Origin of the sequence: Roseovarius sp. EL26 (genome assembly GCF_900327775.1) — a bacterium.
In the GTDB taxonomy this organism is placed as follows: domain Bacteria; phylum Pseudomonadota; class Alphaproteobacteria; order Rhodobacterales; family Rhodobacteraceae; genus Roseovarius.
The window spans coordinates 1,269,584-1,285,137 of sequence record NZ_OUMZ01000007.1 but is presented as its reverse complement, the minus strand read 5'-3'; the positions used below and the strand labels follow the sequence as shown (position 1 = coordinate 1,285,137).

General features: G+C 54.6%; 17 protein-coding genes. 8 read left to right on the top strand and 9 right to left on the bottom strand.

The window, feature by feature from the left end; all coding sequences use genetic code 11:
• The first annotated feature begins 29 nt into the window (after window positions 1–29).
• Window positions 30–1,226, top strand: a complete 1,197-nt coding sequence (locus D9A02_RS14195; RefSeq protein WP_120501572.1) for an RSP_2647 family RNA methyltransferase — start codon at window positions 30–32, stop codon at window positions 1,224–1,226.
• Between the two features lie 7 nt (window positions 1,227–1,233).
• Window positions 1,234–1,782: an RSP_2648 family PIN domain-containing protein gene (locus D9A02_RS14190; protein WP_120501571.1), complete on the top strand. Its 549-nt coding sequence runs from the start codon at window positions 1,234–1,236 to the stop codon at window positions 1,780–1,782.
• Here D9A02_RS14190 and D9A02_RS14185 read toward each other — a convergent pair.
• Together D9A02_RS14185 and D9A02_RS14180 are read right to left on the bottom strand one after the other, a co-directional pair.
• Window positions 1,771–2,652: a DMT family transporter gene (locus D9A02_RS14185; protein ID WP_120501570.1), complete on the bottom strand. Its 882-nt coding sequence runs from the start codon at window positions 2,650–2,652 to the stop codon at window positions 1,771–1,773. The two genes, D9A02_RS14190 and D9A02_RS14185, sit on opposite strands and share 12 nt — an antisense overlap.
• 143 nt (window positions 2,653–2,795) lie before the next feature.
• A complete protein-coding gene (locus tag D9A02_RS14180; protein ID WP_120501569.1) occupies window positions 2,796–3,485 on the bottom strand; it encodes a M48 family metallopeptidase in 690 nt (229 codons plus the stop codon).
• Between the two features lie 97 nt (window positions 3,486–3,582).
• Here D9A02_RS14180 and D9A02_RS14175 point away from each other — a divergent pair, with 97 nt between their 5' ends.
• Window positions 3,583–3,975: a hypothetical protein gene (locus tag D9A02_RS14175; RefSeq protein ID WP_162933078.1), complete on the top strand. Its 393-nt coding sequence runs from the start codon at window positions 3,583–3,585 to the stop codon at window positions 3,973–3,975.
• Between the two features lie 6 nt (window positions 3,976–3,981).
• Window positions 3,982–4,323 carry a hypothetical protein gene (locus D9A02_RS14170; RefSeq protein ID WP_120501567.1) on the top strand — a complete coding sequence of 114 codons (342 nt, stop codon included), beginning with the start codon at window positions 3,982–3,984 and terminating at the stop codon, window positions 4,321–4,323.
• A gap of 43 nt (window positions 4,324–4,366) precedes the next feature.
• Here D9A02_RS14170 and D9A02_RS14165 read toward each other — a convergent pair whose 3' ends face one another.
• The 5 genes from D9A02_RS14165 to dksA form a co-directional block, all read right to left on the bottom strand.
• Window positions 4,367–5,515 carry a Xaa-Pro peptidase family protein gene (locus tag D9A02_RS14165; RefSeq protein WP_120501566.1) on the bottom strand — a complete coding sequence of 383 codons (1,149 nt, stop codon included), beginning with the start codon at window positions 5,513–5,515 and terminating at the stop codon, window positions 4,367–4,369.
• Between the two features lie 211 nt (window positions 5,516–5,726).
• On the bottom strand, window positions 5,727–7,148 hold the full coding sequence (locus tag D9A02_RS14160; protein ID WP_120501565.1) for a YdiU family protein: 1,422 nt from the start codon (window positions 7,146–7,148) through the stop codon (window positions 5,727–5,729).
• A gap of 29 nt (window positions 7,149–7,177) precedes the next feature.
• Window positions 7,178–7,624 carry an N-acetyltransferase gene (locus D9A02_RS14155; protein WP_120501564.1) on the bottom strand — a complete coding sequence of 149 codons (447 nt, stop codon included), beginning with the start codon at window positions 7,622–7,624 and terminating at the stop codon, window positions 7,178–7,180.
• Window positions 7,625–7,745: 121 nt separating this feature from the next.
• Window positions 7,746–8,927, bottom strand: coding sequence for an FAD-dependent monooxygenase (locus D9A02_RS14150; RefSeq protein WP_120501563.1), 1,182 nt, complete (start codon window positions 8,925–8,927; stop codon window positions 7,746–7,748).
• Window positions 8,928–8,998: 71 nt separating this feature from the next.
• Complete coding sequence (gene dksA, locus D9A02_RS14145; RefSeq protein WP_120501562.1) at window positions 8,999–9,421, bottom strand: RNA polymerase-binding protein DksA; 423 nt, start codon at window positions 9,419–9,421, stop codon at window positions 8,999–9,001.
• Between the two features lie 188 nt (window positions 9,422–9,609).
• On the opposite strand from dksA, the gene D9A02_RS14140 reads away from it, so the two are divergent.
• The 4 genes from D9A02_RS14140 (at window position 9,610) to D9A02_RS14130 (ending at window position 13,285) form a co-directional block, all read left to right on the top strand.
• The gene (locus D9A02_RS14140) at window positions 9,610–10,449 is read left to right on the top strand and encodes a MoxR family ATPase (RefSeq protein WP_120501561.1); all 840 of its coding nucleotides are present in this window, start codon (window positions 9,610–9,612) and stop codon (window positions 10,447–10,449) included.
• Window positions 10,450–10,516: 67 nt separating this feature from the next.
• Complete coding sequence (locus D9A02_RS14135) at window positions 10,517–11,908, top strand: DUF2927 domain-containing protein (RefSeq protein WP_174232037.1); 1,392 nt, start codon at window positions 10,517–10,519, stop codon at window positions 11,906–11,908.
• An 18-nt stretch (window positions 11,909–11,926) separates the two neighbouring features.
• Window positions 11,927–12,094, top strand: coding sequence for a hypothetical protein (locus D9A02_RS19255; RefSeq protein WP_162933077.1), 168 nt, complete (start codon window positions 11,927–11,929; stop codon window positions 12,092–12,094).
• A gap of 6 nt (window positions 12,095–12,100) precedes the next feature.
• The gene (locus D9A02_RS14130; RefSeq protein WP_120501560.1) at window positions 12,101–13,285 is read left to right on the top strand and encodes a VWA domain-containing protein; all 1,185 of its coding nucleotides are present in this window, start codon (window positions 12,101–12,103) and stop codon (window positions 13,283–13,285) included.
• Here D9A02_RS14130 and D9A02_RS14125 read toward each other — a convergent pair.
• Window positions 13,282–14,466 carry an FAD-binding oxidoreductase gene (locus tag D9A02_RS14125; RefSeq protein WP_120501559.1) on the bottom strand — a complete coding sequence of 395 codons (1,185 nt, stop codon included), beginning with the start codon at window positions 14,464–14,466 and terminating at the stop codon, window positions 13,282–13,284. The genes D9A02_RS14130 and D9A02_RS14125 overlap by 4 nt on opposite strands.
• A complete protein-coding gene (xth, locus tag D9A02_RS14120) occupies window positions 14,463–15,269 on the bottom strand; it encodes an exodeoxyribonuclease III (protein WP_120501558.1) in 807 nt (268 codons plus the stop codon). The genes D9A02_RS14125 and xth overlap by 4 nt, the downstream gene beginning before the upstream one ends.
• Window positions 15,270–15,554: the final 285 nt, after the last annotated feature.

Here is a 15,554-nt window from a genome sequence, read left to right as displayed (position 1 = left end):
CAGGTCCTACAAAGGCGTTATGGGGGGGCATGAATACTGCATCTCTCCCCGTGATCCGCCTTATGCCCAAAGTTCGCCCGCAAACGTTTTTGCACGGCGTGCCTTGGATTTATGATAATGAAATCGTCACTGACCGGCGCACTAAAAATATTGCACCGGGGTCTTTGGCCATTCTCGAAGACGCAGAGCGTCGCCCGATTGCGCTGGTGGCGGTCAATCCGATGTCGCGCTTATTTGCGCGTATTCTTGATCTGGATCTGACGGCCGAGATCAATCAAGGCTGGCTGGAGCAAAAGATCAAACGTGCGCTGGCCCTGCGCGAAACGATGTATGATCAGCCTTACTATCGCTTGATTCATGCCGAGGCGGATGGCCTGCCGGGCGTGGTGATTGACCGGTTTGGTGACATTGTCGTGGTGCAGGCTAATGCCGCCTGGATTGAAAACCTGCTGCCAGAGCTGACAGCCGCTTTGGGGCAAATATCAGGGATAAAAACCATCTACAAAAACGCCTCGGGCCGAGCGCGTGGGTTGGAAGGTTTGGATGATGTCAGCGCCGTATTGGCCGGGAAAATGCCCGATGCACCCGTGCCAGTGCCAATGAACGGTGCGACCTATATGGCCGATCTGTCAGGCGGACAGAAAACCGGGTTGTTCTTTGACCAACGCCCCAACCACGCCTTTGCCGCCCGTTTTGCCAAAGATGCACGGGTGCTGGACATGTTTTCGCATGTTGGTGGGTTTTCTCTGGCGGCCTTGGCGAATGGGGCAACTAGTGCTTTGGCGGTGGATGGATCTGATCCCGCTTTGGCGCTGGCACGCGACGGGGCGCAGGCGATGGGCAAAGCAGATCAGTTTGAGACCCGCAAAGGCGATGCTTTTGATGTACTGACCAAACTGGCGGAAGAGGGTGAGACATTTGATTTGGTGATCTGTGATCCACCTGCCTTTGCGCCCTCAAAGAAAGCAATGGAGGCGGGTTTGCGCGCCTATGAGCGCATTGCACGGCTGGCGGCGCCGTTGGTTGCTGAGGGCGGCTATCTTGGTTTGTGCTCGTGTTCACATGCGGCAGACCTGAGCAAGTTCCGGGCGTCCTCCTCTCGCGGGATTGGCCGGGCTGGGCGCGTCGGTCAGTTGATCCACACCGGATATGCCGGGCCGGATCATCCACAGCATTTGCAATTGGCTGAATCTGGGTATCTCAAGGCGCTGTTTTACAGGTTATGATCAGGCTATGAAGCTGCTGCTTGATACCTGTGTTATCTACCCCACGGTGATGCGCGAAATGCTGTTGGGCGTCGCGGCAGAGGGCGTGTATCGGCCCTATTGGTCGGCACGCATTATCGAAGAATGGCAGCGTGCAGCAATCAAGCTGGGACCAGACGGTGTGGTGCAGGCTGGGGCAGAGGCAGCTTTGTTGAAAGCCCGCTGGCCCAAGGCTGAAGTGCCCGCATCACCCGGTTTGGAAGCGCGGCTTTGGTTACCGGATCCAGCAGATATTCATGTGCTGGCGGCGGCAATATCGGCATCAGCAGATGGCATCATCACGCTGAATAAAAAAGACTTTCCACAAAATATCCTTGGCGAGGAAGGGTTGTCTCGATTTGAACCAGATGGATTCCTACATGGGGTCTGGAGCGCACAACCTGATGTGGTTGAATGCGTTGCAGATCGTGTTTTGGAAACGGCCAATCGTTTGTCTGGCAAAGAGTGGGACATGCGTGGCTTGATGAAAAAGGCGCGTTTGCCGCGATTGGGCAAGGCTTTAACTTCAAACCCTTGAAAATTGCGCCGCTTTTGGGCGCTTAAACACCAGTGCGGTGCCTCCCAATGCCATAATAAGGCCGAGCGCACTGTAGACTGTCCATTCAAACCCTTCCAACCACGTGGAAACCAGCATCGCTACAATCGGGAACAACACGGTGGCATAGGCGGCACGCGCCGGGCCCTCGCGTTTGACAAGGTTGAGGTAGGTCAGGAAGGCCAGTACCGAAGCGATCCCTGACAGATAGATCATCGCGCCCCAATACGTCGCCCCTTGTGGGATCGGAAAGGGCAGCCCGGCCATTAGGCAGACCGCCAGACAGATCAGTGCACCGTAACCCATGCCATAGGCCACGATGTTAGGCAGGTCATGATCTCGCGACAGACGTGCTGATAATAGGTTTCCCAGTGAGAACAGATAGGTACCAATGAACGGGAGGGCGATAAAGAGTGGGGGAATGCCCCCGGTGCCGATGATGTCATCCCACGATAGTAGAACTAGCCCGATTAGACCTGCCGCCGCCCCAAGCAGCACCCGGCTGTTCAATGGCTTGCCAAAAAAGAGCTTTTGATTGAACGCCCCCATGATGGCGGCTGTGGCAAAGATGACTGACAGGAGCCCACTGGGGAAATAGCCCGCCGCCAGATACATGCAGAAGAAATTCATGCTGAAGAGGCAAAAGCCAAGCGCGGCCACCAGCCCATGATCTTTGAGCGGAATACGCCGGAATCGACCGCTAAGCAGTAAGAAAAGTACCAACATCGCAGTGGACAGGACAAAGCGGTAGGTGATGGAAACCAGTGCAGGTATTTCTCCGATTTGCAGTTCAATCGCGTACCAAGAAAACCCCCAACTTAGGACCACGATGATTAATAGCGCGAGTGACATGCCGGTTCCTTGGAGGCTGGATCTTATGACCACAGCCTAAATTGATCACACTACAATGTATTCATGTAAAGTTCTGAATTTTTTGCTATTTTGTGATGGAGGTCATCAATAATTGTGGTCACTTGGCGTCGTTATTCAGCCTGTCAGCTACCCTTGGCCCACTTGTTTTCCAACTTACGGATCGCTTTGATGCGCTCGGGCGTTTTGGGGTGGCTCATCAACCAAGCGGGGGCCACGCCCGCGCGGGATTTTGTCATCGCGTCCAGCTTTTCAAACAGGGAAATCTGTGGTGCCACACCGATCCCGACCTTGGTCAGCAGGGCGGCGGCGTATTCATCCGCCTCATATTCATCCCCACGTGATAGGCGCGCGGCTAAAAGCGTGGTGATGCCATTGGCCACCCAGACACCGATACCGGGCAGAATGCGGGCAAACACCATGGCCAGGGCCGTGCGCAAGGCGTTCTGGCCGGAAAAGTCAATCATCCGACGGCGGGTATGACCAAGCGCAACATGACCCAATTCATGCGCGATGACGCTGGCCAGTTCTTCGGCGGTGACCTCACCATTGAGAAACTTACGGTAAAACCCACGGGTGATGAAAATGCGTCCGTCCGGGGCGGCAAGGCCGTTCACCGGGTCAATTTCGTAGATGTTCACCCGAATGCGCGGCAGATCCAACGCTTTGGCCAGCTTATCGGTCATGTCTTTGAGGTTTGGATCTGCCAGCTCGGTCGATTGAGCATCCAGCTCGCGCTTGGTGCGCCAGACCGAAAACCGGTACATGGCAAAGGCGTAGAGTATGGCCAACAGGATGGGCGTAAAGCGGATCATGGGTTTGATATGGCGTGGATTAACGGATGGGGCAAGAGGGCGGGCCAGCTCGGGGAATATTTTACACGTTAAGTTTAGTCAATTCGGGTGATCCCGCTTGATAATTTCAATCTTAACGGTAGTGTTGCTGAAAAAGAAAGACGGCACGATCATGCAAAAAATCGGAAGAGAAATAAGAGAGCTAAGTGCCGGTATTATAGCGGCCGAATGCAGAGGCGCGTTGTATCTTTTAATGACGTTCGCGAGTTGTCTTTGGATGTTTTGGAGGAATAGCAAAAATTGGGGTGCCTTGCCGCGATTACCTGTCTGGCTTGATGTTCAAGAACAATATGTTCAGTTTGCTGGAACGGCGTTCTTCCTCCTCCCACTAATGTTGATTATGTTGTTTAGCCACTTGGTTGCCAGATCGGTTAAAAAGCGCGATGAACTGCTGAAAAAGAAAAACGATTTGGTTGAAGAGACGCTTAAAGCTTGCAGCGCTTGGGATTAGGCTTGAGTGACGCATTCTCACATAGATCAGCTTGACCAAGAAATTTCTGATGTAGAGCGAAAGTTCAGAACCTGCCAGCGCAAGCGGGGCATTGTTCTGATTGCCCTGATCAGTGCCATATTTGTGATGGGGTGGTCGATGCTATATCCGCCATTCGGATTAAAATACCCGCCCTTTGCGGGCGGGATGCACGACCAATGGCTGGAGCGTGAACGATTGTTGATCAAAGTGAATGTGGCGTCTGTGGCTGTATTTATAATACTGGTATTATTTGTGGGCCGTCTAAATCGCCAGTTGCGAGAATTGAAATGGCAACAGGATGATTTGCGAACGGTGAGCAAAAAATAGGGATGAGCGAACACGGTGCAAGTGTGATTGGGTGGTTAACCCTCTACCGCACCAACATATCAAGCGGCTGACGTGACAGGCGCTCTACCCCGGTTTCTGTGACCAGCACGGAATGGCCAAGACACATGGCAAGGCCTGCTTCGCTGTCCATCAATATCATATGGTAAAAGAACACCTGACCGGCTTGCATCAACAGGGGATTGCCCTGATAGAACATCGGAAAATCGACCCAGATCGGGTTGTATACCGCGCCCATGCCGTATCCGCAGGCCTGCATTTTGGCGTGACTGAGGCCGTGGGCATCAAACACCCGGGCGTGGGCGTCATAAACATTTCCCATCGGATCACCAGGGCGGGTTGCGGCCTCGCAGGCTGCGATGGCTTCCTCGGCGGCAGCTTGCATGCGCTTTTGGGCGTCATTCGGCGCGCCGATGACAACCGTGCGCATCATGGCCGCGTGATAACGCGCATATGCCCCGGACCATTCCCACGTCATTTGGTCCTGCGCATCCAGATGACGGCGGCCAGAATAGTAACGGCACAGCAGTGCGCCGGGGCCGGAACCGAGGATGAATTCATTGCCCGCGTAATCGCCGCCGCCTTTGAACACGGCACCCTGCATGGCGGCCAGAACGTCGCCCTCAAACGCGCCAGCATGGGTTACGGCAAGACCTGCATCCATCGCATCATCAGACAGCGCTGCCGCCTTACGGTGCATGGTGATTTCTGCAGGGGATTTAACCCGGCGCAAGGCGCGGATCAGGTCAGAGTGATCTTGGAGATTGGGCAGGGCGGCGCGTAGCATCTGGCCGTTGAAATCGGTGAGGCCGGCGGTTTGGCTCTCAAATCCCAGACGCCCCCCGGCAACGCCTAACTGCTGCAGGAGCTTCACCAAGTCTTGCGCCGGGGTTGCACCTTCGACTTCTGTCCAGATGTGGATTTGTTCTTCACTCAGGGAAGAGGTCAGCCGCGCTTGTCGCAGGTCGGGCAGGCGAGTGAGCAGGTGCAGGTCGCCGTTCGCCGTCAAAACCAACGTCTGAAACATCGCAAAGCCAAAAGTGTCATAGCCGCAAAGCCAAAAGTGGCTTTCAGGCGCGAACATGATCAGCGCGTCCAGCTCTGCCTCTTGAAGGGCCTGCGTGGCACGGGCCTGACGGGCGGCATATTCGGTAGCGTCAAAATGCAGGGGCATGCGGGATCCTTTCGCTTTTCAATTCGCTGAGTGTGCGAAGGGAAAAGGTTCACGTCTTGTTGTGCGCCGACAGGGAATGTCGTTTTATTGTTATGGCGTGCCCTCAAGGAGCGCCTGCGGCGCACAGGTTTTCTCGTTGTCGTCCTGCGGTCTCCGCCTCGGGATTACCTCCGGTGGAGATGTTTAGGGTCAGATGCAACGGGCGGAATTTTCATGTTCCGCAGAAGGTTTGGCGCACCACTTGATCTGATGTCGGGGCATGAGTGAGGGGCTGAAGCTCTGGCTGCGGGGTAAATGGTGTTGCAAGAGCACCACGCAGTGTTTCAAAGAGGGTATAATCACCGGCAACGGCGGCCTGAATCAATTCTTCGATCCGGTGATTGCGTGGAATGATCCAAGGGTTGCTGGCCTGCATAATGCTTTCGGGATTAGATTCGCCGTTGAGGCGTTGTTTCCAATCAACCTCCCAAGTGTCGAAGTCTTTGGGGTTTAGGAATTGATCACGCGCTTTTTCAGTGCCAAGGGCGCGGAAGGTGTTGGTGAAGTCGGCACGGTTATTGGCCATGATCTCTAGCAAGCCGATGATTAGGGTTTCATCTTCGGGCGTGGCGTTCGTGATCCCCAGTTTGCGGCCAAAGATCTGCAGCCAATAGCGGTGGATAACGTCGGGCATGGCATGCACGGCCTCGGTGAAATCTGTCACGGCCTGATCACGGTTGGGCATGATCTGCACCAGAGAGGTGGCCAGCTGCGCCATGTTCCAGACAATCACATTGGGTTGATTGGAATAGGCATAACGGCCTTGGGTGTCGATTGAGCTGAACACCATGTCAGGGTGGAAGACATCCATGAAGGCGCAGGGGCCGTAATCGATGGTTTCACCGGAAATGGTGGTGTTGTCGGTGTTCATTACACCGTGGATAAACCCCACACCCATCCACTGCGCAATCAGTCGCGCTTGTCGGTCGATGACAGCATTTAGCAAGTCGGTTGGGGTTTCAGCGTCAGGGTAGTGCCGGGTGACAGTGTAGTCGAAAAGAGTTTTTAGCGCCTCAGTGTCGCGCCGGGCTGCGAAGAATTGAAAGGTGCCAACGCGGAGGTGGCTGGAGGCCACGCGGGTTAAGATGGCACCGGGCAGGGCACCTTGTTCACGGTAGACGGATTCGCCGGTGGTGACGGCGGCCAATGCACGGCTGGTGGGGATGCCAAGGGCGTGCATGGCCTCGGACACGACATACTCACGTAATACCGGCCCTAGCCATGCGCGCCCGTCCCCGTTTCGGGAATAGGGTGTAGGACCGGACCCTTTGAGCTGGATGTCACGACGCTGACCGCCGGTGTCGAGAACCTCGCCTAGTAAATTGGCACGACCATCGCCCAGTTGCGGTGAAAATCCTCCAAACTGGTGCCCGGCATAGGCCTGTGCCAGTGGATCGGACCCCGCGGCGATGGTGTTTCCGGAAAAATACTGTGCCAGATCATCGTTGCCTTCGGTTGTGATGCCCAGCTCAGTGGCAAGTTCGGTGTTGAAGGCAATCAACTGCGGATCTTTCACTGGCGTCGGATTGCGACGGCTGAAAAAGGGATCCGGCAGGCGTGCGTAACTGTTCTCAAATGGGATCGTGATGCTCATGCTGCCACTATAAGGCCGAGATCAGAAAGCTAAAGCTTGCGTGACATCAATATGTAATTTTCTCGCGGGGCGAACCTGAGTTTTTCATAAAGCTTTCGGGCACGTGGGTTGTCGCGGTTAACCTCTAGATGCAGCGCCTTGAGGCCCGCACCTGCAAGTGCTTTGGGCAGAGCATTGAGCACCTCGGAACCGATACCACGTCCCCGCACGCTGGGACGGATGTAAATCTCGTCGATCATACCATCGAGACCTGCAAATTCTACCGACCAGCCAAAACTGATGATGATATAACCGATGGGCGCGCGACTTGGCCCTAGCAAGTAGATCGCACCATGAGGGGAACCTTCGAGCAGGGGCATCAGCGCGTCGTGACGTGTGCCTTCACTTTGCTCAATGCCTTCTTCGAGGTGAAAATCCGTAACCAGACGCAACAGGCGATCAATGTTTTCCGGGCGGGCGAGGGTGAGTGCGGTCACGGGATAGGTGGCCTTTCTGTTTATGTTTTATCTTTCCGGCTCTGCTCGATGTTGGCCGGTGTGTTTTACTTGACGTAACCATGCCAGAGAGTGGCCTGAGATTCTACCGTATGCCTGTAGATCAGCGGGGGTTTGCCGGGGCTTTTGTGACGTCATGGCTATAAAGCCAATCGAATTGGTGCAGCATTTTATCAGGGACTAAGGAGCCACCAAGTCGCATGGCACTATGAGCTGCCCAGCGAAGCGGAGGAAAGGACAGGTGGTACTTCCATGCATTGCCACTGGCAGTGTCGACAATCTTGCGCACTCGGGTTTCGCGTCTGGACTGATAAGTGGTCAACCGTTGCGAGAGAGGGCTGGAACTTGAGAGTACATCCGCCAGAACCCAGGCGTCTTCCAGCGCCATTGATGCGCCCTGCGCCATGAAGGGGAGAGTGGGATGGGCGGCATCACCCAAAATGGCGACACCTTCGGTGTGCCAGAGCGGCGCAACAGAGTGACGGAACAGGCCCCACAGATGCACGTCATTCACCTGTGAAAGCATTTGACGCACTTCAGGGCAGAAATCTGAAAATGCAGCCTGCAGCGTGCTGGGATCATCTTTCTGACTCCAACTTTCCTCTGTCCATGCCGCGCGTTCCTGCACGGCCACAATATTCAGTAGAGACCTATCGCGTAGGGGATAGCTGACCAGATGCCTGTGCGGTCCCATATGCAAATGCACCTCAGGCCCGCGGTCAAAGTCATTTGGGATAACGGCGCGCCACGCGACTTGGTTTGTGAAGAACGGCCAGCTGGTGCCATTAATTGCAGTGCGTGTAATGGAATGCAGGCCATCAGCACCGATCACCAGGTCGGCAGACATGCTGGCCCCGTTGGCCATGTGGATGACGGGAGTGCTACCCATTTCGATCTGTTCCACCTTTTGCAGCAGGCGCAGTTTAGCACCGGCGTCCCGTGCACCATCTGCCAAAAGATTGATCAGATCAGCGCGGTGGGTGAAATAGTATGATTGATTTTCCAACTGTCCCAGATCAAGGCGGGTGATATGTTTGCCACGATAATCAATCAGATTGACAGCCTGAGCTTGCACCGATTGGGCGCGTAGATCGTTGCCCAGGCCAAGCGCATGCAGCACAGCAAAGCCATTCGGGCTGATCTGGATGCCCGCTCCGACTTCTTTGATAGCATCGGCCTGTTCTAACACCGTCACCTTTGCGCCACGCAGGGCCAGCGCCCGTGCTGCTGCCAGCCCGCCTATACCTGCGCCGATAATGGCGATTTTCATTCCATCCAATGTCATAAGACCTAGTTGATACGAAAAACGCCGGAACAAAAGCCCCGGCGTTTAAAACATTGATATTTAATCTGCGATCAGTCGTCGCGGTGAACTTTTTCGCGGCGCTCGTGGCGTTCTTGTGCCTCAAGACTCATGGTTGCGATTGGACGTGCATCCAGCCGTTTGAGGCTGATGGGCTCGCCAGTTACTTCGCAATACCCATATTCGCCTTCGTCGATGCGACGCAGGGCGGAGTCGATCTTGGCAACCAGCTTGCGCTGGCGATCACGGGTGCGCAATTCCAGTGCGCGGTCTGTTTCTTCACTGGCGCGGTCGGCGACATCTGGGATGGCGCGTGTGCCATCCTGCAATCCTTCGATGGTGTCGCGGCTGCCTTCAAGCAGTTCTTCTCTCCACGCAAGCAATTTTCGGCTAAAATAGTCAAGCTGCCGGTCGTTCATAAATGGTTCATCTTCGGCCGGGCGATAATCGTCAGTCACAAAAGCTTCGGCTTTCATTGTGGTCCCCTTGTAAAAGGCTGGTTACCGGCATGAAATATGCTCGGGCACCGTGCTCTCCTCGACGCAGCATTTACACTCACAATGGGGGATTGTCACTAGGCAATTACACCGCATTGATGTGTTTGATGCAACGCACTAGTGTGCGCCTGATCTGAGCACCTGAATGGCGGAAAAAGGTTAAGAATATGAAGTTTCATGGCACCGATGCCTACATTGCCACCGATGACCTGAAAGTAGCTGTAAACGCTGCCGTTACGTTAGAACGGCCTTTGTTGGTCAAGGGAGAGCCGGGGACCGGCAAAACCGAGCTGGCCCGTCAGGTGGCGCAGGCGCTGGGGTTGGAGATGATTGAGTGGAATATCAAGTCCACGACCAAGGCACAGCAGGGCCTGTATGAATATGATGCGGTCAGCCGTCTGCGCGATAGCCAGTTGGGTGATGAGCGCGTGCATGACGTCGCTAACTATATCAAGAAAGGCAAGCTGTGGCAGGCTTTTGATGCAGATCAGAAGCTGGTGTTGTTGATTGATGAGATCGACAAGGCGGATATTGAATTTCCCAACGACCTGTTGCAAGAAATCGATAAGATGGAGTTTCACGTCTATGAGACAGGTGAAACCGTTCGCGCCCGTCACCGGCCGATTGTAATCATCACGTCCAATAACGAAAAAGAATTGCCTGATGCGTTTTTACGGCGCTGCTTTTTCCACTACATCCGCTTCCCGGATGCAGAGACGATGAAAAAGATTGTTGAAGTCCATCATCCGGGCATAAAAGAAGCGCTGCTGACCACTGCATTGACGCAATTCTATGAGATCCGTGAACAAGCTGGGTTGAAAAAGAAACCATCAACGTCGGAGGTTCTGGACTGGTTGAAGTTGATCCTGGCAGAAGATCTGACATCCGAGGACCTGAAACGCGATGGGGCAGATGCCTTGCCGAAATTGCACGGTGCGCTATTAAAGAATGAACAGGATGTGCACCTGTTTGAACGTCTAGCCTTTATGGCGCGACGCCAGAGGTGACCTTTGTAGTCAGGATGAGCTATTGCCGTTTATAAAACACAACTCAGAACCCACCGTCGTGATGGCAATGACTGAAGCACAAGCATCGCTTCGTAAAACATTGCACAAGATTTGGGTTATGCCTTTGTGTTTGGCACTTATTGCCTGCGATTCCAATACGCCCAGTGATCAGCCGACGCGTGCAGCGATGCCTGACGAAAAGGCGGTCCGGGCTATGAAAACCTTTGGCCCGACACGTCCGACAGTGCCCATGCGATCAAACCGGGATATCACCCGCGATTTTCTAGATCTGGCGTTTGAACTGGAATCGGGCCGGGAACTGAGCCAGTTCACCCGTTTTGAAGAGCCGATCAGTGTGCGGGTCACTGGCGCACCTGTGGCAACGCTTATCCCCGATTTGGACCGTCTGATTGGCAGGTTGCGCAACGAGGCGGGCATTGACGTGCGGCGTACCAATGCTGCACAGGCCAATATCACCATTCAGGCTGTGACACGGGCACAAATCCAACGGCAACTGCCCAAGGCTGCCTGTTTTGTTGTGCCCAATATTGATAAGCTGTCGGATTATCGTAGAGCCAAAAACAGCCGAGCGACCAATTGGGGACTGTTGGAGAAACGGGAAAAGCTGGCGATATTCCTGCCCAGTGATTCCAGCCCCCAGGAAGTGCGAGATTGCCTGCATGAAGAACTGGCACAGGCGTTGGGACCGCTCAATGATTTGTATCGTTTGCCTGACAGCGTGTTTAATGATGACAATGTTCACACTATTTTGACCGGCTTTGATATGCTGGTTTTGCGTGCGTATTACGCACCAGAGCTGCGCAACGGCATGAGCCGGGGCGAAGTTGCCGCGCGATTGCCACGTATACTGGCGCGGCTGAACCCACGTGGCGAAAGCATTGCCGCGCGCTATCCAAAGGCCACGCCGCGTAGCTGGGTGAGAGATATCCAAACCGCGCTTGGCCCCGGTGCGCGCCCGGCGCAGCGCCAAAATGCGGCGCAAAACGCCTTGCGGACCGCGCAGCGGGCGGGTTGGGCCGATCACCGTCGGGCTTTTAGTCATTTTGCCTTGGGACGATTGACGCAGCCTAATGATGTGGCGTTTGCCAAGCAGCAGTTCCTGATTGCAGATCAGTTTTATCGCCAGACTCCGGGAGCCGAGCTGCACCGTGCTTATTCGGCCTCGCAATTGGCCGCGCATGAAATCAACGAAGGCAATGCCAAGGCAGCGCTAAACTTGGTGTCGCCGCAGATTGAAGTTGCGAAGCGGTATGAAAACGCCTCGTTACTGGCGACGTTGCTGCTATTGAAAGCTGAAGCATTGGATATGCAGGGCCGGGCAAGCGAGGCGCATGCCGCACGTCTGGACAGTATCGGCTGGGCACGCTACGGGTTCGGCGCGGATTGGGTTATTCGGGCAAAGCTGCGCGAAATCTCGGCCCTCAGCCCGCGGCAATAACAGGCAGGTAGACAGCAGATGTTCGTGATTTTCGGGGCAGTAATCGGTGCCATCCTTGGTGCAGTAGTGGCGAAGCGGCGCAAAGGCAAGCTAGCAGATATTTTGCAATATGCCTTTGTCTATTGCCTGATCCTTGCGTTGGTGGGCCTGTTCGTGACGCTAATCGTTCATCGCAGCTCATTGTAATCACAGATGTTCCTGCCGTTTTTTGAAAACCTTCGACAGGCGGGTCTCCCGGTTTCACTCAGGGAGTACCTCACATTTCTTGAGGCGATGAACCGCAATATCGTGCTCTATGATGTGGAAGGGTTCTATTACCTTGCCCGTAGCGCGATGGTCAAAGATGAACGGCTGATCGATCGGTTTGATCGTGCCTTTGCCGCCAGTTTTGAAGGGCTTGATCAAATCTCAGCCGAGGATGTGGTCGATGCTGTTGATCTGCCGAAAGAGTGGCTGGAGAAGATGGCCGAGAAATTTCTCAGTCCTGAAGAGAAAGCCGAGATTGAAGCGCTAGGCGGTTTTGACAAGTTGATGGAAACCCTGAAAGAGCGCCTGAAGGAACAGCAAGGGCGGCATCAGGGTGGGAATAAGTGGGTCGGCACCGCCGGGACCTCACCCTTTGGGGCCTACGGTTATAATCCGGAAGGCGTGCGCATCGGCCAAAATGAAAGCCGCCACCAGCGTGCAGTCAAGGTTTGGGATAAACGTGAGTTCCGCAATCTCGATGACACGGTCGAGCTGGGGACACGCAACATCAAGGTGGCGCTGAAGCGCCTGCGGCAATGGGCGCGGGACGGGGCGAATGAAGAACTGGACCTCGAAGGCACAATTCGGGCCACGGCTGAACATGGCTATCTGGATGTCCAAACCCGGCCCGAACGGCGCAATGCGGTCAAAGTGGTGTTGTTTCTCGATGTTGGCGGGTCGATGGATCCGCATATCAAATTGGTGGAAGAGCTGTTTTCGGCGGCCCGGGCCGAATTCAAACATCTGGAATACTATTATTTCCACAATTGTCTGTACGAGGGCGTGTGGCGCGACAACTCACGTCGCTGGAATGAACAAATTCCAACGGATGAAGTGTTGCGTACTTATGGACCTGATTACAAATGCATCTTTGTTGGGGATGCCTCGATGTCGCCCTATGAGATTGCCTATCCCGGTGGTGCCAATGAGCATTGGAACGCCGAGGCCGGACAGGTTTGGTTGGAACGCGCCCGCACGCAATGGCCCGATCACCTGTGGATCAATCCAGTGATGGAGCGCAGTTGGCCCTATACGCAATCGATTCAGATGATCCGTGATATATTTGAAGATAGCATGGTGCCGATGACGCTTGAAGGGCTTGATCGCGGGATGCGGGATCTGGCGCGTTAAGCCTCTGGGGTGAAACGGGCGTCGTAGCCTTCTTTGTCCAGCGACTGACCGTTTGCCACCATGGCTCCAAGTCGGCCCAGCTCGTCCGCACATTTGGCCCCGGCACCATTCCCACCAGTCAAGGCGATGATGCGATCTGTTTGGGGATAGATCAGCGGCATATCGGTTGGTGTGACAGAGGTCACACAACTGCCAGATGAAATACTGTGGTATTTCAGTTCCGGCATAAAGCCTAGCAGTTCTTGGGCAAGTAAATCACGGACTTCGGAGCTGCCGTCCGTGCGAAACCACTCCTTGATGTCCTGATCTGTTTCCAGCGCTATATCTGACGGATCTCCACCGATCTTGATATAGGTTTTGCCATCCGGATAAAGTACTGGGGGCAGTGCATATATGCCCTCGGTAAATCCCTTGCGTACATAGATCAGCGAAGGCATGTCTTTGAGACGCGCGCATTCGGCGGCGTCCAATTCAAAGAATGTGATGGTGCGCGCATAGACAGTCAGTGGCACCGGGTTAGGGAGAAGGCCTGTGGAATGCGAAAACCCACCTGTGGCCACAATGACCTTTTGCGCATGGTAACGTGACCCGTCTGCCGCGGTCAGGGCCGTGCCTTGGGTGGTTTCCGCGATGTCTACAATTTCAGCTTGAATATATGTGGCACCGGCGCGCTGTGCTGCGATGATCTCGGCCTGCACTTGGTGGCGTGGGTTAATGTGGCCGGCATCATGGGCCTCATAAAAGGCGCGAGTGTCTTCGGGGAAGGTGAAGCAGGGGAAGTGGTCCCGCAACTCTTGTCCCTGATAACGAGTGGCTTTGATGTTGAGGTCGCGGTCCAGGGCCTCAACCTTATTGATGAATGCGCTTTCCGGCCCATTTGTGTATCCGGCCATCATCGCACCAACGTTGTGATAGAACTGTTGCCCGCTTTCCTGCTCTATCTCGGCATACCGATTGATGGCATTGGTCGACAAGCGCGACCAATCGGCGCTGGTGGCCAGCCTGCGGGTGATGCGGGCCTGATCGTAGTGGCTGGCAAAGACACCGGTATGGCTGGCTTTATCGTCAGGCTCGCTCGGGCCGATGACCGCAACCGAGGCTCCGGATTTGGCCAGATGGCGCGCTGCCGCGCTTCCCATCATGCCAGCCCCCACCACAATGACATCAAAGCCCTGTATCATGCGTCGAGCTCAACCCAAATTGGCACGTGGTCTGATGGTTTCTCTCGGCCGCGGATTTCCTTGTCGATCTGGCAATCTGTCATCATATCGGCAGCCTGCGGGCTAAGCAGGAAGTGATCGATACGAATGCCATTGTCGCGCTGCCATGCGCCAGCTTGATAATCCCAAAAGGAATAATGACCGGGGCCCTGCGTGCGTGCGCGAAATGCTTCGGTAAAGCCCAGATTAAGCAACCGCCGAAATGCCGCCCGGCTTTCGGGGCGGGCAAGGGCGTCTTCGCGCCAGCTGTCTGGCTTTTTGGCGTCTTCATCCTGGGGGATGATATTATAGTCGCCAGCCATCAAAAACGGCTCTTCCGATGCCAGAAGGTCCTGCGCGCGGGCGTGCAAGCGGTCCATCCATTTTAATTTGTAGTCATATTTACCACCCGGAACCGGGGCACCGTCTTCGATCTCAACCGGATTGCCGTTGGGCAAGTAAAGTCCACAGACGCGGACAGCGGTTTTGTCGCCGATAACTGTCGCTTCGATCCAGCGCGCCTGCTCGTCATTACCATCACCGGGCAACCCGCGTGAGACATCTTCAAGAGGTAGCTTGGATAGAATTGCCACGCCGTTAAAGCTTTTCTGCCCGTGGGTTTCGACGCGGTAGCCACGTTCCTCAAAGACTTCACGTGGGAAGGCCTCGTCTACAGATTTAATCTCTTGTAGCAGGGCGACATCTGGTTGTGTCTCATCCAACCAATCTGGCAAGGCCTGAATGCGTGCTTTGATACCGTTGATGTTGAAGCTGGCGATTTTCATGATGCACCTTTCAAAGACCTGTCTGCATCTATCGCCCAGCTCGGCCCCACTGGCAAGCCGGTGATTATGATCGGGGTAAAAGGTAAATCTCTTTAAGGTTGATTCGCATTATCTTGGGTATAACCATAAGTGCCAGCCAACATACGGGGCTGTGCATAACTTTTTATCAATATCATGCGGGCCTATTTTCAGAATGAAAACCATGCGGTTATTTTTTTCACGCCGTCCAGTGGCCTGGGGATAAGTTTTTTGGGTGAAAAATATATTGAAAAACAATTTAAACGT